Raw genomic sequence first — 22,356 nt, forward strand, 5'->3', positions numbered from 1 at the left:
GCGTCTCTCAGGCTTTCTTGAAGTGATAGGATTTCGGCCGGGTCAGGTTGTGAAAGCCGAGAACGGAGAGCGAGCCGCCGCGCCCGGTTTCCTTCACGCCCGTCCAGACCAAAGCAGGATCGAGATAATCGCAACGGTTCATGAAGACGGTTCCGGTCTCCAGCCCGGCACCAAGGCGGGCGGCACGCTCCTCGTCCTTCGTCCAGAGCGAGACGGTCAGCCCGTATTTGCAGTCATTCATCAGCTCGAGCGCTTCGGCATCGCTGCCGACCTTCATGATGCCGACAGCGGGACCGAAGGTCTCCTCGCGCATGAAGTCCATCGAGTGATCCACATCCACCAGCACCTGCGGCATCAGATAGGCGCCGCCATCATCCTGCGGGAAGAGACCGGGATCGATGAGCGCCCTGGCGCCCCTGGCCACGGCATCGGCCACCTGCTCACGCACCGTTTTCGCAAACCGCGCATTGGCCATAGGGCCAAGCGTCGTTTCCTTGTCGAGCGGATTGCCGAGCTTGTAATTGGAGACCCAGGCGACAGATTTTTCGACAAAGGCGTCGTAGAGGCTTTCATGCACATAGATGCGCTCGATGCCGCAGCAGCATTGGCCGGAATTATAGGTCGCGCCGTCCATCAGCGTGTCGACGGCGGCGTCCAGATCGGCATCCTCCATCACATAGCCCGGATCCTTGCCGCCGAGCTCGAGGCCGAGGCCGGTGAAGGTGCCGGCGGCGGCACGCTCCACAGCCCGGCCCCCGGCCACCGACCCGGTGAAGTTGATGAAATCGAAGGCGCCTGCGGCGATCAGCTCCTCCGAGGTCGCATGGTCGAGGAAGACGTTCTGGAAAACATCCTCCGGCATGCCGGCCTCGACGAAAGCCCGCACCATCCGCTCTCCCACCAGAAGGGTCTGCGCGGCATGCTTGAGTATCACCGTATTGCCGGCCATCAGTGCCGGCGCGATCGTGTTGATCGCCGTCATATAGGGGTAGTTCCACGGCGCGATGACGAAGACGACACCATGCGGTTCGCGGGTAATGCGACGGGTAAAGGCCGAACTGCTCTCGATCTCGATCGGCGCCAGCGCTTCGGCCGCGACGGCCGCCACATAATTCGAGCGTTCGTTGAACCCCTTGAACTCGCCGCCATAGCGCACCGGCCGCCCCATCATCCAGGCAAGCTCCGGCACCACCTCGTCGACCATCTCGTTCAACCGCGCCACGCCTTTGAGAACGAGCTGCACGCGCTCCTCAAGCGGACGCCTGGCCCAATTCTTCTGCGCCTTCCGGGCACGTTCGACGACAGCCGTCGCCTCGTTCGGGGTCAGTGCCGGCCGCTCGGCATAGACCGAACCATCCACCGGCGAAATACATTGAATCATCGACATGTCATTCCTCAGTCAAATCCCTGCTCAGCAGGTTCCGCATTAGACCCTAGTTGTCGCACGGTTTTACGAGACGGCAACCCGTCACGCCCGCTCGAAACCGCGCGCCACTTCCCAATCCGTCACCTTGCGGTCGAACTCTTCCTGCTCCCATTCCGCCGCGCGCACATAATGGTCCACGACGTCATCGCCGAAGGCCTGCCGCAACATTGCTGAACCCTTCAGCCGGACCGATGCGTCGCGCAGGCTGCGCGGGATCTCGCCTATCCCTGACCCGCCATAGGCATCGCCTTCGAAAGCGGGCTCCAGCTCCAGCCCGTCCTCTATCCCCTTGATGCCGGCCGCCAGGAGCGCCGCCATGGCGAGATAAGGGTTGAGGTCGGAGCCGCCAATGCGGCATTCGATCCGGATGCCCTTGGTTTTTTCGCCGCAGAGGCGGAAGCCGGCGGTGCGGTTGTCCTTGCTCCAGACGAGCTTCGTCGGCGCAAACGTGCCTGCGACGAAGCGTTTGTAGGAATTGATGTAGGGCGCGAGGAAATAGGTATAGTCGCCGGCATAGGCGAGCAGGCCGGCCACATACTGCTTCATCAGCTCGGACATGCCGTGAGGCGCCTCGGCATCGTAGAAGAGCGGCGTCTTGCCGTCATCGCTCCACAGCGATTGATGGATATGGGAGGAGGAGCCCGCCGCCGCATTGTGCCATTTGGCAAGGAAGGTCACCGAGCGGCCCTTGGACCAGGCGATCTCCTTCACGGCATTCTTGATCACCACATGCCGATCCGCCATGGTCAGGGCGGGCGCATAGCGCACATTGATCTCCGCCTGCCCGGCCGAGGCTTCGCCCTTGGAATTTTCGACCGGAATTCCGGCACCCTGCAGACCGGTGCGAACGGCGCGCATGACCTCCTCTTCCTTGGTGGTCTGGAAGATGTGGTAATCCTCGTTATAGGCGCTGGAGAGCTTGAGATTGCGATAGCCGCTGTCGCGCGCCGCCTCGAAGGTCTGATCGAAGAGGAAGAATTCCAGCTCGGTCGCCATCAGCGCCGAAAGCCCCATGGCGTCCAGCCGCTGGACCTGCCTCTTCAGGATGGCGCGCGGCGAATGCGCAACCTCCTCATGGCCGTGATGGTCCAGCACATCGCACAGGACGAGAGCGCTTCCTTCCAGCCAGGGCAGCTTTCGCAGCGTCGAGAGATCGGGCCGCATCGTATAGTCGCCATAGCCCTTTTCCCAGCTGGTCGCCTTGTAGCCGGAAACGGTTTCCATCTCCATGTCGGTCGCCAGAAGGTAGTTGCAGCTATGGGTCTCCTTCCAGGCGCTCTCGACGAAATATTCGGCCTGGAACCGCTTGCCCATCAGGCGACCTTGCATGTCGACCTGGGCGGCGATGACGGTATCGATGCGTCCCGCCGAAACGTCGATCTTGAGGTCGTCGAATGTGTAGATGGTGGTCATCAGGCTTTTCCATCTTTCAAAAAGAGAAGGCTGGCTTTCAAAAAGAGAAGGCTGGCTTTCGAAAAGAGAAGGCTGGCCCGCCCCGGGCGGACCAGTTGAGAGAGCAGGCAGATCATTCGGCCGGCGACGCCTTTGCCTGATGTTCCATGGCAAACTCTTCCTCAGGCGAGAGAATGAGATGATGCCGGCCGAACAGGGCGAAATAGGCGATCGCGACGCCGAACCAGACGAGAACCCACAACACACCCTTGGTGAAATTGGGGTCCTGCACCTGGTAGAGCAGCGTGATGACGGCGATCACGATCGTCAGCACCGCGCCGGGAATGCCGAATGGCGAACGGAACGGGCGTTCGATATTGGGCAGTTTCTTGCGCAGGAGAATGAAGGAAATTGCCTGCATGATATAGGAGAACATGGCGCCGAACACCGCCATGTTGAGAAGCACGCTGCCGATGACGCTGCCGCCGGTTTCCGCGCCGAGGGAGAACCAGATCACCAGCATCACGGAAAGGCCGATGACCGCGCCGGCGATCATGGCGACATGCGGCGTGCGGTAACGCGGATGCGTGACCGACAGGAAGGTCGGGAAATAGCCGGCACGCGACAAGGAATAGATCTGCCGCCCCTGTGCATAGAGGATCGTATGGAAGCTTGCGATGAGGCCGGTCAGCGCAACGAGGCCGAGGACCACCACGCCGCTGTCGCCGTAAATCGCCTTCAATCCGTCCAGCAAAGGCTCCAGCGACGAGCCGAGATGGAAGGCGCCGACATTGGCAAGCGACGGATTGAGAAGCACGATCATGAAGGCGGACAGCATCAGCGTCAGCATGCCGAAGATGATGCCGCGCGGCATATCGCGTTTCGGGTCGACCGATTCCTCGGCCGCCAGCGGCAATTGCTCGATTGCGAGGAAGAGCCAGACGGCGAAGGGAAGGGTTGCGAGCACCCCGGAAAAGCCGAACGGGAAGAAGGGGCCATTGCCCTCCGGCAGTTCGACGGCCGCCCCATCCGGCCCGGCGCCAATATTGAGCGCCCAGCGCGAGAAGTCCATCTGCGGGATGGCGCTGACCCAGAAGAACACCAGGACCGCAAGCGAGATGAGCGTGATGACCAGGGTCACCTTGAACGAGAGTTCCAGGCCATAGACGTTGAGCGAGACAAACAGGATGTAGAAGACGATCCACACCAGCGGCGAATAGGCCGGGTCGAGCCCGAGGATGGAATTGACGTAAGCGGTGATGAAGGTGACGATCACCGCCGGGGTGATGACATATTCGACATTCTCACACAGTCCGGTGAGGAAGCCGCCCCAGGGTCCCATCGCCGTGCGGGCGAAGGAATAGGCAGCCCCCGTATGTGGCAAGGCCGGGCTCATTTCGGCAATGCAGAAGGTCAGGCCGAGATACATCACGGCGATGATCATGCCGGCAACCAGCATGCCACCCCATCCGCCCGTCGCGAAACCGAAATTCCAGCCGGAAAAATGGCCGGATATCACTGCGCCAACCCCCAGCGCCCAGAGGGACCAGATCCCGGCATAGCGGGAAAGTCCCCGCTTCTCAAAATAACCCGTCTCAGCTTTGGTATAGCTGACACCCGACGATGAACTATCCATTACCCTATCTCCACAAAGTAAGGAAAAGGCAATCATGCCTCATGCATGACCAACCCACTCGCGCTGCGCCGCCTTTTTTTGTCTTTGCGGAGCCCGCAGCAGTCACTGCTCCCTTGGGTATTATCTTTCGGACGTCTTCAGGCTTTCCATCAACAGACCCGACAGGAAGTCGGCAGCCACGCTTTGCCCTGCGGCATCGGCAATCAGGTCGTTGCGGATTTCGATCATCACATTGAGCAGACCGGCCGGCAGCGCGTGCAGGGCCAGCGTATGCGTCACGCCGTCGGCCGGACCATAGGGCTGATTGCGCTCGACGGCAAACTGGCTTGTTCCGGCCGCCGCGGCAAGCATCCCGTCGGCCAGGCGGCTGTCCGCGTCGTGCAGGATGCCGATCTCCACGGCCCGCGGCTTTCCGAAATAGACCGGCGTGAAGGAGTGGATGGTGACGAGCACCGTCGTTTGGCCCCGCTGCTTACGGTGAGCGATCTCATCGCGGATCCTGTTCTGGAACGGATGATAGAGAAGCTCGGCGCGGGCGGCCTTCTCGGCCTCGCTCAGATCGGCATTGCCCGGAATCTCGTAGGTCTCGCTCACCGCGCGAATGGCACCCTCCGATCCCGGCGGGCGGTTGCAATCGAAGACCAGGCGGGAATAGCGCTGGTGGATGAGCATGGCGTCGAGCGTGCGCGCCATCAGCCGGGAGACGGCCAAGGCACCCGGATCCCAGGCAATATGGGAGGAGAGGGCCTCATCGGAAAGGCCGAGCGCACCAAGCGCCGCCGGCAGCTTCTTGCCCGCATGCTCGCAGACAAGAAGAACCTCGCTTGTCCCTTGAGCATTCTCGACGGCAACGGGACTGCCCTCCTCCTCCGTCAGCAAAAGCGTCTCGAAAAGCATTCTCGCCACCCCCGTGGTTCCGCAGAAGAGAATTCTTCATCATTAGCGGTCCGTCAACCTCAGTCTGAAAATTTCTTTTCAGCCTTGCGGATTGACTCGCTGTAGCAATCGATTGTTAACTTCCCGCTCAAGAACCGGCGGAGACCGGCAAGGGGGATCGGGCTGCTCGTGACGTCGCCAACACATACGGTGCTGGATGTCATCCGTCTGCATTATGACGGCTTGACGCCGGCCGAGCGCAAGCTGGCGGACAGCCTGCTGGAGAACTATCCCGTGTCCGGCCTCGGCAGCATCACGACGGTTGCCGACAATGCCGGCGTCTCCACGCCGACGGTGGCCCGCATGGTGCAGAAACTGGGCTATAAGGGCTATCCCGAGTTCCAGCAGCATCTGCATCAGGATCTCGAAGCGACGATCTCCAATCCGATCGCCAAGCATGACCGCTGGGCGGCCAGCGCGCCGACGGCCCATATTCTCAACCGCTTCGCCGAAGCCATCACCGCCAATCTGCGCGGTACTCTGGCAAGCCTCGATGTGGCAACCTTCGATGGGGCTGCCGATCTCCTGCGCGATGCCAGGCGCGACATCTATTTCGTCGGTGGGCGCATCACCGGCGCGCTGGCCGAATACTTCTTCACCCATATGCAGGTGATCCGCCCGAAGACGACGCTGATTTCCACCAATCGCAGCGCCTGGCCGCAATATCTTCTGAACATGCAGAGCGGCGACGTGCTGGTGATCTTCGATATCCGCCGCTACGAGCAGGAGCTTGCCGTGCTGGCGGAAGCGGCAGCGGCCAGCAATGTCGAGATCATTCTCTTCACCGATGTCTGGGCCTCGCCGGTGGCGCGTCATGCCCGCCACGTCTTCAAGGTGCGCATAGAGGCGCCTTCGGCCTGGGATTCCTCGGTCGTCACCCTGTTTACCGTGGAAGCGCTGATCGAGGCCGTTCAGAGCGCGTCCTGGGAAAGCACCCGCGAGCGCATGAAGTCGCTCGAGACCTTGTTCGAGCGCTCGCGGCTGTTTCGCCGCCCGGGTTCGCCTGAGGAGAATTCGACAAGAAAAATCAATACCTAGCCAGGATGAGGTGAAGAGAAACGAAGCCCTGCGGACTGCATCTGAACTGTCACATCCCATTCATCAAACGACTCTACGAGTCGCGCCACACGAAGAGAACCCAAGGAGGACATCGTGATGACCAAGTTCCACCGACTGCTTTCCATGACGACTGCCATGGTCGTTGCGACGGCAAGCCTCGCTTATGCCGAGCCGAGCGCCGAGCTGATCGCAGCTGCCAAGAAGGAAGGCATGCTGACGACCATCGCCTTGCCGCATGACTGGTGCGGCTATGGCGAGGTGATCGCCTCCTTCAAGAAGAAATATCCGGAAATCCAGGTCAACGAACTGAACCCGGATGCCGGCTCGGCCGACGAGGTCGAAGCCATCAAGGCCAACAAGGACAATAAGGGCCCGCAGGCCCCCGACGTCATCGATGTCGGCCTCGCCTTCGGTCCGCAGATGAAGAAGGAAGGCCTGCTGCAGCCTTACAAAGTGTCCACCTGGGACGAAATCCCCGCCAATATCAAGGATGCCGATGGCCACTGGTACGGCGACTACTACGGCGTGATGGCCTTCCTGGTGAACAAGGACCTGGTGAAGACCAATCCGGCAGACTGGTCGGACCTGCTGAAGCCGGACTATGCCGGCCAGGTTGCTCTCGCCGGTGATCCGCGCGCCTCCAACCAGGCAATCCTCAGCGTGCTGGCGGCCGGCATGGCGGGTGGCGCCAAGCCCGGCAAGGAAGCGGGAGACGCTGGCCTGAAGTTCTTTGCCGACCTGAACAAGGCGGGCAATTTCGTTCCCGTCATCGGAAAGTCGGGCACGCTGGCCCAGGGCGCAACGCCGATCGTCGTGATGTGGGACTACAATGCCCTTTCCGCCAAGGACACGCTGGCGGGCAATCCGCCGGTCGAAGTCGTGGTGCCTGCCTCCGGCGTTCTCGCCGGCGTCTATGTCCAGGGCATCTCCGCCTATGCGCCGCATCCGAACGCCGCCAAGCTGTGGATGGAGCATCTCTATTCGGATGAAGGCCAGAACCTGTGGCTGAAGGGCTATTGCCACCCTGCCCGCTTCAACGCCATGGTCAAGGCCGGCAAGGTTCCGCAGGACCTGATCGACAAGCTGCCGCCGGCTGCCGCCTATGAAAAGGCCTATTTCCCGACTCTCGAAGAAGTCGACGCCAACAAGGCCGCCGTCACCGAAGGCTGGGACAAGGTTGTTGGCGCCAACGTCAACTAAATCCCGCTGATCGAAGGGCCGCCCCTCTGACCGCAAGGTGTCGGGGCGGCCTCACCGCTGAAAAAAGACGCACAAGAAGAGGGGCAAGACGAGATGTCGATTGATACGGCCGACCGGCCCGCGGTTGCCGCACCTGCCCGACCGGTCCGGCGCCTGCCACTGCACTGGCTCGGCATCCTGCCCTTTACGGCTTTCGTCCTGCTGTTTCTCATCCTGCCGACGATGAAGATCGTCATCGGCGCCTTCCAGACGCCGGAGGGCGGCCTGACCCTGGCAAATGTCGCCGGCCTGTTCACGCCCTCCATCCTTGCCGCCTTCTGGATCTCGATCAAGATCAGCTTCGCCTCGGCGCTTCTCGGCTGCCTGATCGGCTTTGCCATGGCGGCTGCCGTGGTGCTGGGCGGCCTGCCGCGCGCGATACGCGGTCCGCTTCTCACATTTTCCGGCGTGGCCTCCAATTTCGCCGGCGTGCCCCTGGCCTTCGCCTTTCTCGCAACGCTTGGCCCCGTCGGCCTCGTCACGGCCTTCCTGCGCAGCGAACTCGGGCTCGACCTGCGGGTTCTGGGCTTCAACATCCTGTCCTTTTGGGGCCTGACGATCACCTACCTCTTCTTCCAGATCCCGCTGATGATCCTGATCATCACACCGGCGCTGGACGGCTTGAAGCGCGAATGGCGCGAGGCGGCCTCCATCCTCGGCGCCACCAATTTCCAATATTGGCGCCTGGTCGCCTTTCCGATCCTCATGCCGTCGCTGCTTGGCACGCTGGCGCTGCTCTTTGCCAATGCCTTCGGCGCCGTGGCGACCGCCATCGCCCTCACCGGCTCGTCGCTCAACATCGTGCCCATTCTTCTCTTCGCGCAGATCCGCGGCGACGTTCTGGGTGATCCGCATCTCGGCTATGCCCTGGCCTTCGGCATGATCGTCGTCACCGGCCTTGCCAATGCCGTCTATATCTGGCTCCGCGCCCGCAGCGAGAGGTGGCTGAAATGAAGCGTCTCTGGGCCTGGGCCGCCCTCATCGTCGGCCTTCTGTACTTCATCCTGCCGCTCCTCGGCATGACCAATTTTTCGCTCAAGATGCGGCGCGGCGAATACTCCTTCGACGCCTATGCCAAGGTCTTCGCCGATAGCCGTTTCCATGAGACCTTCACCTATTCGGTCTGGATGGCGCTTCTGACAATCGTCTTCGGCATTGTTCTGGTCGTACCGACCGCCTATTGGGTGCGCCTGAAACTGCCTTTCCTGCGGCCTTACGTGGAGTTCATCACGCTTCTGCCGCTGGTCATCCCGGCCATCGTCACCGTCTTCGGCTATATCCGCCTCTACAACACGTCCAGCTGGCTGCCGCTCACCGGCTCCTCGATCGGGACGGATGTCCTGCTGATGTTCGGCTATGCGACGCTTAGCCTGCCCTATATGTACCGGGCGGTCGATACGGGCTTGCGCAGCATCGACATCAAGACCCTGACGGAGGCCGCCCAGAGCCTCGGCGCCGGCTGGGCGACGATCATCGGCCGCATCATCCTGCCCAATGTCACGGTGGCGGTCATGTCCGGCGCATTCGTCACCTTTGCCATCGTGCTGGGCGAGTTCACCATGGCAGCACTGCTCAACAAGCCTGCCTTCGGACCGTATATGCAGCTTCTCGGAGCGAACCGCGCCTATGAGCCGGCGGCGCTTGCCGTTATCGCCTTCACCATTACATGGGCCTGCCTCGGCCTGATGCAGCTGATATCCCGGCTGCAGAAAACACCGCAGACGCCGGTTTGAGAGAGATTTCGACGATGAGCTTTTTGACCCTGTCGCATTTGCAGAAATCCTTCGGCGCCACCCGCGTGGTGCACGACTTCAACATGGCGATCGAGCGGGGCGAATTCGTCTCCTTTCTGGGACCGTCCGGTTGCGGCAAGACGACTGTGCTGCGCATGATCGCCGGCTTCGAGGCACCATCCGCCGGTCAGATCGTGATCGACGGCAAGGACCAGACCAGCCTGAAGCCGAACCAGCGCAATATCGGCATGGTCTTCCAGGCCTATGCGCTGTTTCCGAATATGAATGTCTTCGACAATGTCGCTTTCGGCCTCAAGGTCGCCGGCAAGCCGAAGGCCGAGATCGCCGGACGCGTGAAGGAGATGCTGAAGCTCATCCATCTAGAGCATCTGGCGGACCGCTATCCCTACCAGATGTCGGGCGGGCAGCAGCAGCGCGTGGCGCTTGCCCGCGCGCTCGCCCCTGCCCCGCAGGTTCTGCTGCTCGACGAGCCGCTATCGGCGCTGGATGCCAAGATCCGCGTGTCGCTGCGGGAGGAAATCCGCCAGATCCAGCGTCAACTCGGCATCACGACGGTTTTTGTGACACATGATCAGGAAGAGGCGCTGTCGATCTCCGATCGCATCGTGGTGATGAATGCCGGCAAGGCGGACCAGATCGGCACGCCCTCGGAGATCTACAACCGTCCCAAGACGCGGTTCGTCGCCGAATTCGTCGGCACGCTCAACATATTCGAAGCCCGTGTCGTTGATGCCGCCAGCAACAGGCTGATGGTTGCGGGACACGACATCGCGCTTGGCGCGATCGGTGGCTCGGCCTTGCGGTCGGGCGATGCCGTGACCGTCGCCTTGCGGCCGGAGGCGCTGTCGATGCAGCAACACCAGCAGGGCGATATCGCGCTGGAGGGGCGCGTCCAGCATTTCGGCTTCCACGGCTCGATCATCCGCGCAAAGCTGGTGGTGGGCGATCAGACGATCTGCATCGACATGTTCAACCAGGCCAATTTCTCGATGCCTGCGATCGGCGAAACGGTGCGGGTGTATTTCTCGCCCGCCGATGCCGTGGTCCTGGCCGCCTGATCCGGTTCCGACATTGGTCTTTCTGATAAACGCTCTCCGCTGAAGGCACGCGTCATGCCAACCCCTTTCCCGCCCGACCCGTCATCGGTCCAGCCGCTTCTGGCCTTCACCGCGCCCGGCCGGTTCTACCGCGGCAATCTTCACACGCATTCCAATCTGTCGGACGGGGCGCTGACGCCGGAGGAAGTCTGCCGGCGCTACCGGGCCGAGGGCTATGATTTCATCGCCCTGACCGACCATTTCGTCGGTCATTTCAACTACCCGCTGGCCGATACAAGGCCGTTCCGTAGCGACAAGTTCACCACCATTCTCGGCGCGGAACTGCATTCGGGCGCCATGCAGAACGGCGAATTATGGCACATCCTCGCCGTCGGCCTGCCGGATGATTTCGCGCCCTCCAACACGCCCTCTTTCAAGCCGATCGAGGGACAGGAAAGCGGTCCGGAACTGGCCCGGCGCGCCCGCGAGGCCGGAGCCTTCGTCGCCATTGCACATCCGCAATGGTCGGGCATGACCATGGAGGATGCCCGTTCCATCGAGGCGGCGCATGCGGTGGAGGTCTATAATCACGGCTGCGCCATCGGCTGTGACCGACCGGACGGTTTTCACACGGCCGATCTTCTCTTGTCCGAGGGCCGGCGGCTGACGCTCATTGCCACCGACGATGCGCACTTCACCGAGCCCGACCATTTCGGCGGCTGGGTGATGGTGAAGGCTGAGGCCAATGCGCCGGAGCTTTTGCTGGAAGCGCTCACGGGTCAAAACTCAATCAGGATTTGGCGCGTGGTATGAGAGAAAATCGTTCAGTTCGAGGAGCGAAGCCACCGGTGGATCCAATATCCATCAAGGCTTCGCGACGTGGAAATGGGCGATTTTCGCCATATCCCTGCGGGACGCGGCGGATTTTGCCTGCGAAGGCGTCGAACAGGCTTTGTGGAGTTTTGCTCCACGGCAGCCTCTTCTCCTATTCGCAAACAAAATCCGCTCGCGCCACGCCCGAAACCTGATTGAGTTTTGACCCACGCGCGGCGACTTCTATTCGAGCCAGGGACCGGAAATCCGCAACGTGTCGCTCTCCAACACCGCGCTTACGGTACAATCGACGGCGGTTTCCACGCTGATCGTCCAGGGCCATGGCACGGCTGCCGTCGCAACCCACGGCCATTCGATGACAGAGGCCAGCATCTCCCTGCAGCGCTTTGCAAACTCGCCGTGGATCCGCGTCACCATCGTCGATTCGGCGGGCAGACGCGCCTGGACCAACCCCATCTGGTTTTGATCCGCGCCCCCAGGCAAAGGCCCGGTTGCGGGGACCGGCAAGGGGCACCGCTCATTCTGGGAGACGTCCTTATTGCCTTTCCATCCCATGGCAAATCACGCTACTTCTCGGCCGAACGATGGAAGGATATGCCATGCGCGCTCTCTATTTCGAACGCTTCGGCGAAGCCCCGAAAGTGGCGACGCTGCAAGATCCCACGCCGAGCGACGATGGCGTCGTCATCAAGGTCGAGGCGACCGGGCTCTGCCGCAGCGACTGGCATGGCTGGATGGGACATGATCCGGATATTGCGCTGCCGCACGTGCCCGGCCATGAATTTGCCGGCGTGATCACCGCCGTCGGCCGCGATGTCAGGCGTTTCAGGAGCGGCGACCGGGTCACCGTCCCCTTCGTCTCCGGCTGCGGCCGCTGCCAGGAATGCCGCTCCGGCAATCAGCAGGTCTGCGAGGCGCAGTTTCAGCCGGGCTTCACCCATTGGGGATCCTTCGCCGAATATGTCGCGATCGACCATGCCGACGGCAATCTGGTAAGGCTGCCGGAAAGCATGTCCTATGCCACCGCGGCCAGTCTCGGCTGCCGTTTTGCGACCTCCTTCCGCGCCGTCGTCGATCAGGGGCGGCTGAAGGGCGGAGAATGGCTGGCTCTTCACGGCTGTGGCGGTGTCGGCCTTTCGGCCATCATGATCGGCCGGGCGCTCGGCGCGCGCATCATTGCCATCGATATTGCCGAGGACAAGCTCGCCCTCGCCCGCACGCTCGGCGCCGAGGCCGCGATCAACAGCCGAGAGGTCGTCGATGTGGCGGAGGCCGTTCGGGAGGTGACGGGCGGCGGCGCGCATGTCTCCGTCGACGCGCTGGGCCACCCGCAGACCTGCTGCAATTCCATTTCCAATCTGAGGCGCCGCGGACGGCATGTGCAGGTGGGGTTGATGCTCGCGGACCATGCCATGCCACAGATCCCCATGGCCCGGGTTATCGCCCATGAGCTGGAAATCTACGGCAGCCACGGCATGCAGGCCTGGCGCTACGATGCCATGCTCGCCATGATCGAGGCCGGCACTTTATCGCCGGACAGGCTCATCGGGCGGCATATCAGCCTTTCGGAGGCCGCCGAAGCGCTGCCTGCCATGGATAGTTTCCGCGACAGCGGCATCAGCATCATCGACCGGTTCGAGTAGACCCATGACCCTCAGACTTGATGTCATCGCCAGTGTCTCCGATGCCGGCAAGCCCGGCCGCGCCAATGAGGACCGGTTCGGCGCCAACCGCAGCGCCGCCTTCGTGCTGGATGGCGCGACCGGCCTCGGCGATCGCCAGTTCATGGACAGTCACGAGAGCGACGCCGCCTGGATCGCGGATTATGCCGCACAGCGGCTGTCGGCCGAACTGGAACCGGGGACGGATGTGGCAAACCTGCTGCGCCGCATCAGCACCGATGCGCGGACGGTCTTCGATGCGGTGGCGGGCGAACAGCCGCGCTATGCCTGGCCTCTGGCAGCGCTTGCCGGCCTCAGCATCACCGAGCAGGGGCTGGAGTTTTTCGGGCTCGGGGACAGCGTCGTCTATGTGCTGCATGACGACGGCCGCACGCAAACCTGCACCGCCCTGCCCGACGCCTTCGAGCGCGAGCAGGCTGCCGCCCGTGCCCATATCACGCGGCTTGGCGGCATCGGCGCGGCCGGCTCGCTGATCGGCGATCCGCAGACGCTTGACGATCTGCGGGCAAGCCGGGCGCGACAGAACACACCGCAGGGCCGGGTCTGGTCACTCGGCCTCGTGCCCGACGCCGCCGATCATCTCGCCCGCCGGACGATCCCCCTGACAGGCGGCGCGACCACCGTCATCTGTTCGGACGGCCTCGCCGATCTCGTCAGCCTCTACCGCTTATACGATGCCGGGGCCCTCATCCGCCGCGCCGCCACGGCCGGGCTTGCTCCCCTCGTCGCAGAACTGAGGCACATGGAGCGGGAGGTCGATCCCGAGGGGCTGCAATACCCGCGCTTCAAGCAGAGCGACGACACGACGGCGATCTTGGTTCGCGTGGAGGGGTGAGGCGCGGCGTCTCAGCGCCTGCCTCTTGAAGCATTACCGGGAAGCGCATACCTTGCCAGGGGAAGGACGAACGGAGCGCACATGGCGACGACCGTCAAGCAAAACGGGCAGATCACGCTCCCCAAGGCGGTGCGAGATCATTTGGGTCTGACTCCCGGCAGCCAGGTCGATTTCCGACAGACAGCCGATGGCTCCGTCATTCTGCTGCGTAAAGACCATGCGTCACAGATTGACCGATTTGAAAAACTGCGCGGCCACGCTGGCGAAGGACAAAACACTGACGATATTATCGCCTCGACACGCGGCGAGCTGTGATTCTGGTCGATACCAACGTTCTTCTGGATTTGGTCACCGACGATATCCAATGGCCGGGATGGTCAGTGATGCAACTTGCTGCAGCAGCACGCCAAGGATCGCTGATAAGCAATGACGTCATCTATGCGGAGCTAGCGGTTCGCTACGCCTCGATACACGAGCTCGACCACTTCATCGAAGCGGCTGGACTGGAACGGGTTCCAATCAGTCTTCCTGCACTATTTCTGGCAGGCAAGGCATTTGTAACTTACAGAAAGGCTGGCGGGACTCGGACAGGAGTCCTGCCCGACTTCTTCATTGGCGCTCAGGCTGCGACAGAGAATGTTCCGCTTCTGACGCGTGATGCGGGCAGATACAGAACCTATTTCCCGAACGCAAGGCTGATCGCGCCGTGAAGGTCACCCCTCACGCCGCGTCGTCGACCTGCTCCTCGCCCTTTGTCGGGACGTAATTCAGGACCGGCCCCAGCCAGCGCTCGACCTCGGGGATCTCCATCCCCTTGCGCCTTGCATAATCCTCGACCTGGTCACGCTCCACCTTCGCCACCCCGAAATAATAGCTCTCGGGATGGCCGATATAGAGGCCGGAAACGGACGAGCCGGGCCACATGGCATAGCTCTCCGTCAGCTCGACGCCGGTCGTTGCCGTTGCATCGAGCAGGCGGAAGAGCGTTTCCTTTTCCGTATGGTCGGGCTGCGCAGGATAGCCCGGCGCCGGGCGGATACCGGCATAGGCTTCCGCCACCAGATCCTCGTTCGAAAATTGCTCGTCGCTCGCATAGCCCCAATAGTCGCGCCGCACCTTCTCGTGCATCCGTTCGGCAAAGGCCTCGGCGAAGCGGTCGGCCAGCGCCTTGACCATGATGGACGAGTAATCGTCGTTTGCACGTTCGAAGCGCTCGGCAATCGCCACTTCCTCGATGCCGGCGGTGACGACGAAGCCGCCGACATAATCCGCCTTGCCGCTATCGATGGGCGCGACGAAATCGCTGAGCGCCACATTGGGCCGGCCATCGCGCTTGGACAATTGCTGGCGCAGCGTGAACAGCGTGGCAAGTCCCTCGCGGCGGCTGTCGTCGGTGAAGAGGCGGATGTCGTCGCCCACCGCATTGGCCGGCCAGAAGCCGATCACGGCCCGCGGCCGGAACCACTTTTCCTCGACGATCTTCTTGAGCATGGCCTGCGCATCGGCATAGAGATGGCGCGCCGCCTCGCCCTGCTTCTCGTCGTCGAGGATTGCCGGATAGCGGCCCTTCAGTTCCCAGGTCTGGAAGAAGGGCGTCCAGTCGATATAGGGCACCAGTTCATCCAGCGGAAAATCCTCAAACACCTTGATGCCGGTAAAGCTCGGCTTCACCGGCTCATAGGCCGACCAGTCCACCTTGTGGGCATTGGCCCTCGCCCTTGCGATCGGCAGACGCGTCTTCTCCGCCTCGGCGCGGGCATGCGCCGCCGCCACCTTGGCATATTCCGCCCGGATGCCCTCGACATAGGCCTCCCGCCCGCCTTCGGCGAGAAGATTGGAGACCACGCCGACCGCCCGGCTGGCATCGGTCACATAGACCGCCTGCCCGGCTTTGTATTGCGGATGGATCTTCACCGCCGTGTGCACGCGGCTGGTCGTCGCGCCGCCGATCAGGAGCGGCACGTTGAATCCCTGGCGCTCCATTTCCGCGGCGACATGCACCATTTCATCGAGCGAGGGCGTGATCAGGCCGGAAAGGCCGATGACATCGACATTTTCCTGCTTCGCCACCTCGAGAATCCGGGTGGCCGGCACCATGACGCCGAGATCGATGATCTCGTAATTGTTGCAGGCCAGAACGACGCCGACAATGTTCTTGCCGATATCGTGCACATCGCCCTTGACGGTGGCCATCAGCACCTTGCCGGCGGCCTGTTTCCCGTCACCGCCGTTCAGGCGCTTTTCCTCTTCCATATAGGGCAGAAGAACCGCCACCGCCTGCTTCATCACCCGGGCGGACTTGACCACCTGCGGCAGGAACATCTTGCCGGAGCCGAAGAGATCGCCCACCACGTTCATGCCGGCCATCAAGGGTCCTTCGATGACATGCAGCGGCCGTTCCGCCGCCAGGCGCGCCTCTTCCGTATCGCCTTCGATATAATCGGTAATGCCGTTGACCAGCGCATGTTCGAGCCGCTTTTCCACCGGCCATTCGCGCCAGCTCAGATCCTGCGCCTTGGCCTCCTTGCCGGCCACGCCGCGGAAGCGCTCGGCAACCGAAAGCAGGCGCTCCGTGCCATCCTTGCGGCGGTTCAACACCACGTCTTCGCAGGCCTCGCGCAGCTCCGGATCGATGTTCTCGTAAATCGCCAGCTGTCCGGCATTGACAATGCCCATGTCCATGCCGGCCTGGATGCAGTGATAGAGGAACACCGCATGCATGGCCTCGCGTACCGGCTCATTGCCGCGGAAGGAGAAGGACAGGTTCGACACGCCGCCGGAAATATGCACCAGCGGCATTTCCTGACGGATGGTGCGGGTCGCCTCGATGAAGTCGACGCCGTAATTGTCGTGCTCCTCGATGCCGGTCGCGACGGCGAAAATATTCGGGTCGAAGATGATGTCTTCCGGCGCAAACCCCGCCTGTTCCGTCAGGATCTTGTAGGCACGCCGGCAGATCTCCACCTTGCGCTGGTAGCTGTCCGCCTGGCCCTGCTCGTCGAAGGCCATCACGACAACCGCGGCGCCGAAGCGGCGCACGAGCTTTGCCTGGTGGATGAAATTCTCCTCGCCTTCCTTCAGCGAGATGGAATTGACCACCGACTTGCCCTGCACGCATTTGAGGCCCGCTTCGATGATCTCGAATTTCGAGCTGTCGATCATCACCGGCACGCGGGCGATATCCGGCTCCGCGGCGATCAGGTTGAGGAATTCCACCATGGCGCGGCCGGAATCGATCAGGCCCTCATCCATGTTGATGTCGATGATCTGCGCGCCGTTTTCCACCTGGTCGCGTGCCACAGCCAGTGCCGACGTGTAGTCGGCAGCGGTGATCAGCTTGCGGAAGCGCGCCGAGCCGGTCACATTGGTGCGCTCGCCCACATTGACGAAGGGAATATCCTTGGTCAGCTCGAAGGGCTCGAGGCCCGACAGCGACATGAACGGACGATGCTCCGGCACCTGGCGCGGCGAAAATTCCTTCACCGTTTCGGCGATGGCGCGGATATGCTCCGGCGTCGAGCCGCAGCAGCCCCCGACCACGTTCACCAGCCCCTCTCTGGCAAATTCGCGGACCTGGCGGGCCATGTCGTCCGGCGACTGGTCGTACTGGCCGAACTCGTTCGGCAGGCCGGCATTGGGATAGGCGCAGACGAAAGTATCGGCAATGGCCGAGACTTCCTGCAGATGCGGCCGCATGGCATCGGCACCGAGCGCGCAGTTGAAGCCGATCGTGAAAGGATTGGCGTGGCGGACCGAATTCCAGAAGGCAGTCGGTGTCTGGCCCGAAAGCGTCCGGCCGGAAAGATCGGTGATCGTGCCGGAAATCATCACCGGCAGGTGGATGCCCTTGGCCTCGAAGCGCTCCTCGCAGGCAAAGATCGCAGCCTTGGCGTTCAGCGTGTCGAAGATCGTCTCGATCAGGATGATATCGGCGCCGCCATCGATCAGCCCGTCGATCTGCTCGGCATAGGCCAGGCGCAGATCGTCGAAGGAGACGGCGCGAAAGCCCGGATTGTTGACATCCGGCGAAATGGAGGCGGTCCGGTTGGTCGGGCCGATCGCGCCGGCCACGAAACGGCGTTTGCCGTCTTCGCGCATGGCGCGTTCGATCGCCCGGCGCACGACCTGGGCGCCCTCCTTGTTGAGATCGTAGACAGCGCCTTCCATCTGGTAATCGGCCTGCGCAATGCGGGTCGAGGAAAAGGTGTTGGTCTCGATGATATCGGCGCCCGCCATGGCGTAGCGATAATGGATGTCTTCGATCGCCTGTGGCTGCGTCAGGATCAGAAGGTCGTTATTGCCCTGCTGATGACAGGCACAGCCGATGAAGCGGTCGCCGCGGAAATGGTTTTCGTCGAAGCCGAGGCCCTGGATCTGGGTCCCCATGGCGCCGTCCAGGATGAGAATGCGCTCGCGGGCTGCCGTGGCAAGCGCTTCGAAGATGTCGCGGCCATTGCGCGCCGCGCCTTCCGGACCGAACAGGTTGTCGAACACGGGCAAACTCCTTGGCTTTCATTGGCAGATCGAAACGGGGTAGATCCAAAACGGGGCAGATTGAAACGGGCTGATCAAGACAAATCACATAAAGATATCTTTATGTCAACATATAGGTGGAATGGCGGCCAGGCCTGCTCTTCGGCATGACATCCCTGGCTGCGACCGCTATAGGCATGTTCGGTTCTCATTCCAAGTTTCGGAGCAGACATGAACGCCGCCGGACCGCTTCCCGCACATTTCGCAGATCGTCCCTATCATCGCCACTGGCTCCTGTCGCAGGCAGAGGGCCTGATGGACTTCTTTCAATATAGGGCCGTCAATCCGAAAGGCGGCTTTTACGATCTCGACTGGACGGGCAGACCGCTTGTGGCCGACAATCCGGTACGCGGCATCCATGCCAGCGCCCGCATGGTCCATTGCTTCGCGATCGCCGATCTCCTGGGGCGGCCGGGGGCGGCCGACATCGTGGACCATGGCATGCGCTATCTCTGGGAGCGGCATCGCGACCAGACCCATGGCGGCTATGTCTGGCAAGCCGATGATACCGGCGCCGTGGATAGCTCGAAACAGGGCTACGGCCATGCTTTCGTGCTGCTTGCCGCCTCCTCCGCCAAGGTAATCGGTCATCCGCTGGCCGACCGCATGCTTGCCGATATCAGTGAAGTGATCGAGACGCGCTTCTGGGAGGAACGTCATGGCGCCATTGCGGAGGAGTTTTCCGCGGACTGGCAGCCCGTGCCCGGCTATCGCGGCCAGAACTCGAACATGCACCTGACCGAAAGCCTGATGGCGGCCTATGAGGTGACCGGCGAGCGCGCCTATCTGGCCAAGGCCGAACGCATTGCCGACCTGCTGATCAACCGCCGGGCCCGCGAGGAAGGGTTCCGGGTGGCCGAACATTTCTCCGAGGAATGGGTGGTCGACCGCAATTATTACCATCCCAATGAGATGTTCCGCCCGGCCGGCACGACGCCCGGCCATTGGCTGGAATGGGCAAGACTGCTGCTGCAGCTCTATAGCCTGGGCGGCAAGGCGCATGGCTGGATGCCTGAGGCCGCCGAAGCGCTGTTCGAACGCTCCATCACGCTTGGCTGGGACAAGCAGGCGGGCGGCTTCTTCTATACGCTGGATTGGCAGGACGAGCCGGACAAGACATCGAAACTGTGGTGGCCCATGTGCGAGGCCGCCGGTGCCGCGCATTTCCTCAATGCCCACGCCCCAAGCGCCTTCCACGAAGACAGCTACCGGATGATCTGGTCGACCATTGCCAGGCATTTTCTGGATCGCGACAATGGCGGATGGTTCGAGGAGACCACGCAGGACCTCGTTCCGGCCAATAGTCTCTTCCCAGGCAAAGGCGATATCTATCACGCCCTGCAGGCATGCCTGATCCCCCTGTTCCCCGCGACGGGAAGCCTCACCAAGGTCATTGCGGAAAGCGGAGGCGCGCTCGGCGCCTGAGCGGCAGGGGCAAGACCCTCCCTTGTGACGACATCAGACGTGCAAACAAAGGCCGTCGGCATCATCTGCCGGCGGCCTTTTCGTTTGGTGTCACCGATTTGGGAGGCAAATGTAAACGCGGCCCGCTTGCGGATTACACGCGAGCACAACCGACCGCCCCGCAATCAGCACTCCGAATGTAAACCTGAGCGTTGTACGCTGCTTTCTAAATTATGATGGACGAAATTTAGCATTTATCATGTATATTCACGCGTTAACCATTACTTTAACAACAGAATATAAATTCAAACTGTAGAAGAGATGCATTCACTATTTGTAGCGACACGCAGCCAGCGGCGATACGACCTCAGAAGGAAGAGTTCGATGTGGAAATTGCAGGGGCAGGAAAACAACCTTAAGATGCAAGCTCTCAATGCGGTGGGAGCCAATATCATGATCGCCGATACGCAGCTGACGATCCGCTACATGAATGATGCGGTGCGCGCACTGCTTGTCGAAGCCGAAGGCGATCTGCGCAAAGACTTCCCGAGTTTGAGCGTCGACAGGCTGATCGGCAGCAATATCGACATATTTCACAAGAACCCGCAGCATCAGCGGCGCATGCTGGCCTCGCTCCAGAAGCCACACCGCGCCACCATCTGGGTGGGAGGCCGCGCCTTCGACCTCAGCGTGACGCCCCTGAAGAATGCAAACAAGATTGTCGGATTCGTCGTCGAGTGGTTCGATGCCAAAGCACGCCTGCTGAACCTCGACTACCACAACCAGATGGAGGCCATCAGCCGCGTGCAGGCGATCATCGAGTTCACGCCCGACGGCAAGGTGGTGACGGCAAACGAGAATTTCCTCAAGACGCTGGGCTACAGCCTCGGCGAAATCGTCGGCCAGCACCACAGCCTGTTCGTCGATCCGGCCTATGCCGCCAGCGCCGATTACCGGACCTTCTGGTCTCAACTGAATGCCGGGCAGCCGCAAATCGCCGAATTTCCCCGGGTGGGCAAGGGTGGCAAGCGGGTGGTGATCAATGCCTCCTACAATCCCATTCGCAATGAAAAGGGCGAAGTGGCGAAGATCGTCAAATTCGCGACCGATGTGACCGACCGCGTCCGGGCCGTGGAGCAGATTGGCGAAGGGCTGCTGTCGCTGGCAAAGGGCAATATGAACTGTTCCATCCAGACGGCCTTCGCTCCGGATTTCGAGACTTTACGCGAAAGCTTCAATGCCACCGTCGCCCAGCTGGGAGAGACGCTGGGATCAGTCGCCCGATCAACCGAGGAGATCGACACGGGCACGCAGGAGATCAGCCGCAGCGCCCAGGACCTGTCCAAGCGCACCGAACAGCAGGCCGCCTCGCTGGAGCAGACCGCCGCCGCACTTGATGAGATCACCGCCAATGTGACGACGTCCTCGCAGCGCGCCGATGAAGCACGCACCGCGGCCTCCACGGCCAATGACAATGCCGTTCGCTCCGCCAAGGTCGTGGCCGATGCTGTCGATGCCATGGCGCGGATCGAAGCCTCGTCCGGCCAGATCTCCAATATTATCGGAGTGATCGACGAAATCGCCTTCCAGACCAATCTTCTGGCGCTGAATGCCGGGGTCGAGGCGGCGCGAGCCGGCGAGGCCGGCAAGGGTTTTGCCGTCGTTGCACAGGAAGTGCGGGAACTCGCCCAGCGCTCCGCCGCGGCTGCCAAGGAAATCAAGGGTCTGATCCAGAATTCCTCGCGCGAAGTCGAGACCGGCGTCCGCCTCGTCAGCGAGACAGGCCACGCCCTGCGAACGATCGAGAGCAATATTGCCGCCGTCAATGAGCGGATCGAAGCCATTGCCAGCGCAGCCAAGGAGCAATCCATCGCGCTGGGCGAAGTCAACAGCGCGGTCAACCAGATGGACCAGATGACCCAGCAGAATGCGGCCATGGTGGAGGAATCCACCGCCGCCAGCAGTTCGCTGGCCTCCGAGACCGCGGGCCTGCGGGCCGTTCTCTCTCACTTCACCTTGCAGGGACGCGGTCCGGATGGTGCGGCGCGGCGCGGCGGCGGCAAGCCCGGTACGGCAGATGGGCGAAGCCCGCTGGCACGGCGCCCCCTCGCAGCGGTCCGCGGCAACACCGCCTTGAAGGAAGACTGGCAGGATTTCTGATCTACCCGCTAAGGCGACCGGGGCCTGACCGCACCCTGCGGGGCCACTCCTGGCCTCGCGATAGTTCAAGATGCGGAGGCAGGCCTAAAATTGTCGGGAATGATAAGGGAGAAATCATCGCGCTTATGGCGGAGCGGGGGTCCGATGATTTCTCCCGCCAATCTTGAACTGGCACAGAAGCAATGGCCCAGCTGTCCCGCAATAGCACGCGATGCCGTGAAAGGACGTTAAGATCGGGTGAGGACCGGCGGTCACCTGTATCATTCTGGGACAGATAACCATGTTTGATCTGGAGCAAGGCGGTGGCTGGCCTTCATGCGATGATCGCGCTATCGCAGCAACAGTCCAACAATCATCTTCGCCCCCGATCCGAATTGACCCGGTGACCTGTTTTCATCCGGTGACCCGCTTGCACCCCATGGTCGCCTT

18 protein-coding genes are annotated in these 22,356 nt (G+C 61.9%); 13 read left to right on the top strand and 5 right to left on the bottom strand.

Going from position 1 to position 22,356, the window contains the following annotated elements; translation table 11 throughout:
- Positions 1–7: 7 nt before the first annotated feature.
- The 4 genes from QTJ18_RS15540 to QTJ18_RS15555 all read right to left on the bottom strand — a co-directional run bounded on the left by QTJ18_RS15540 (position 8) and on the right by QTJ18_RS15555 (position 5,351).
- On the bottom strand, positions 8–1,387 hold the full coding sequence (locus tag QTJ18_RS15540; RefSeq protein WP_252751090.1) for an aldehyde dehydrogenase family protein: 1,380 nt from the start codon (positions 1,385–1,387) through the stop codon (positions 8–10).
- An 81-nt stretch (positions 1,388–1,468) separates the two neighbouring features.
- Positions 1,469–2,839: a glutamine synthetase family protein gene (locus QTJ18_RS15545; protein ID WP_252751091.1), complete on the bottom strand. Its 1,371-nt coding sequence runs from the start codon at positions 2,837–2,839 to the stop codon at positions 1,469–1,471.
- A 112-nt stretch (positions 2,840–2,951) separates the two neighbouring features.
- The gene (locus tag QTJ18_RS15550) at positions 2,952–4,454 is read right to left on the bottom strand and encodes an amino acid permease (protein ID WP_252751092.1); all 1,503 of its coding nucleotides are present in this window, start codon (positions 4,452–4,454) and stop codon (positions 2,952–2,954) included.
- Positions 4,455–4,574: 120 nt separating this feature from the next.
- A complete protein-coding gene (locus QTJ18_RS15555) occupies positions 4,575–5,351 on the bottom strand; it encodes an N-formylglutamate amidohydrolase (RefSeq protein ID WP_252751355.1) in 777 nt (258 codons plus the stop codon).
- A gap of 168 nt (positions 5,352–5,519) precedes the next feature.
- On the opposite strand from QTJ18_RS15555, the gene QTJ18_RS15560 reads away from it, so the two are divergent.
- The 11 genes from QTJ18_RS15560 (at position 5,520) to QTJ18_RS15610 (ending at position 14,540) form a co-directional block, all read left to right on the top strand.
- Positions 5,520–6,428, top strand: coding sequence for a MurR/RpiR family transcriptional regulator (locus tag QTJ18_RS15560; RefSeq protein ID WP_252751093.1), 909 nt, complete (start codon positions 5,520–5,522; stop codon positions 6,426–6,428).
- A 117-nt stretch (positions 6,429–6,545) separates the two neighbouring features.
- A complete protein-coding gene (locus QTJ18_RS15565) occupies positions 6,546–7,649 on the top strand; it encodes an ABC transporter substrate-binding protein (RefSeq protein ID WP_289851937.1) in 1,104 nt (367 codons plus the stop codon).
- 93 nt (positions 7,650–7,742) lie between these two features.
- The gene (locus tag QTJ18_RS15570) at positions 7,743–8,642 is read left to right on the top strand and encodes an ABC transporter permease (RefSeq protein WP_252751095.1); all 900 of its coding nucleotides are present in this window, start codon (positions 7,743–7,745) and stop codon (positions 8,640–8,642) included.
- A complete protein-coding gene (locus QTJ18_RS15575) occupies positions 8,639–9,421 on the top strand; it encodes an ABC transporter permease (protein WP_252751096.1) in 783 nt (260 codons plus the stop codon). The genes QTJ18_RS15570 and QTJ18_RS15575 overlap by 4 nt, the downstream gene beginning before the upstream one ends.
- Before the next feature lie 14 nt (positions 9,422–9,435).
- Positions 9,436–10,500, top strand: coding sequence for an ABC transporter ATP-binding protein (locus tag QTJ18_RS15580; RefSeq protein WP_252751097.1), 1,065 nt, complete (start codon positions 9,436–9,438; stop codon positions 10,498–10,500).
- Between the two features lie 54 nt (positions 10,501–10,554).
- Positions 10,555–11,292 carry a PHP domain-containing protein gene (locus tag QTJ18_RS15585; RefSeq protein WP_252751098.1) on the top strand — a complete coding sequence of 246 codons (738 nt, stop codon included), beginning with the start codon at positions 10,555–10,557 and terminating at the stop codon, positions 11,290–11,292.
- A 274-nt stretch (positions 11,293–11,566) separates the two neighbouring features.
- Positions 11,567–11,779 carry a hypothetical protein gene (locus QTJ18_RS15590; RefSeq protein WP_252751099.1) on the top strand — a complete coding sequence of 71 codons (213 nt, stop codon included), beginning with the start codon at positions 11,567–11,569 and terminating at the stop codon, positions 11,777–11,779.
- 133 nt (positions 11,780–11,912) lie between these two features.
- Positions 11,913–12,956, top strand: coding sequence for a zinc-dependent alcohol dehydrogenase family protein (locus tag QTJ18_RS15595; RefSeq protein WP_252751100.1), 1,044 nt, complete (start codon positions 11,913–11,915; stop codon positions 12,954–12,956).
- Positions 12,957–12,960: 4 nt separating this feature from the next.
- Positions 12,961–13,830 carry a protein phosphatase 2C domain-containing protein gene (locus tag QTJ18_RS15600; protein ID WP_252751101.1) on the top strand — a complete coding sequence of 290 codons (870 nt, stop codon included), beginning with the start codon at positions 12,961–12,963 and terminating at the stop codon, positions 13,828–13,830.
- Between the two features lie 81 nt (positions 13,831–13,911).
- Complete coding sequence (locus tag QTJ18_RS15605; RefSeq protein WP_252751102.1) at positions 13,912–14,145, top strand: AbrB/MazE/SpoVT family DNA-binding domain-containing protein; 234 nt, start codon at positions 13,912–13,914, stop codon at positions 14,143–14,145.
- A complete protein-coding gene (locus QTJ18_RS15610; RefSeq protein WP_252751103.1) occupies positions 14,142–14,540 on the top strand; it encodes a type II toxin-antitoxin system VapC family toxin in 399 nt (132 codons plus the stop codon). The genes QTJ18_RS15605 and QTJ18_RS15610 overlap by 4 nt, the downstream gene beginning before the upstream one ends.
- A gap of 10 nt (positions 14,541–14,550) precedes the next feature.
- Here QTJ18_RS15610 and metH read toward each other — a convergent pair whose 3' ends face one another.
- Positions 14,551–18,324, bottom strand: a complete 3,774-nt coding sequence (gene metH / locus QTJ18_RS15615; protein ID WP_252751104.1) for a methionine synthase — start codon at positions 18,322–18,324, stop codon at positions 14,551–14,553.
- A 210-nt stretch (positions 18,325–18,534) separates the two neighbouring features.
- On the opposite strand from metH, the gene QTJ18_RS15620 reads away from it, so the two are divergent.
- Together QTJ18_RS15620 and QTJ18_RS15625 are read left to right on the top strand one after the other, a co-directional pair.
- On the top strand, positions 18,535–19,788 hold the full coding sequence (locus QTJ18_RS15620) for an AGE family epimerase/isomerase (protein ID WP_252751105.1): 1,254 nt from the start codon (positions 18,535–18,537) through the stop codon (positions 19,786–19,788).
- Between the two features lie 399 nt (positions 19,789–20,187).
- Positions 20,188–21,927 (top strand): methyl-accepting chemotaxis protein, encoded by a 1,740-nt coding sequence (locus tag QTJ18_RS15625; RefSeq protein WP_252751106.1) that lies wholly within the window; start codon positions 20,188–20,190, stop codon positions 21,925–21,927.
- The last annotated feature ends 429 nt before the right edge of the window (positions 21,928–22,356 follow it).

Origin of the sequence: Rhizobium sp. SSA_523 (assembly GCF_030435705.1) — a bacterium.
Lineage (GTDB): Bacteria > Pseudomonadota > Alphaproteobacteria > Rhizobiales > Rhizobiaceae > Neorhizobium.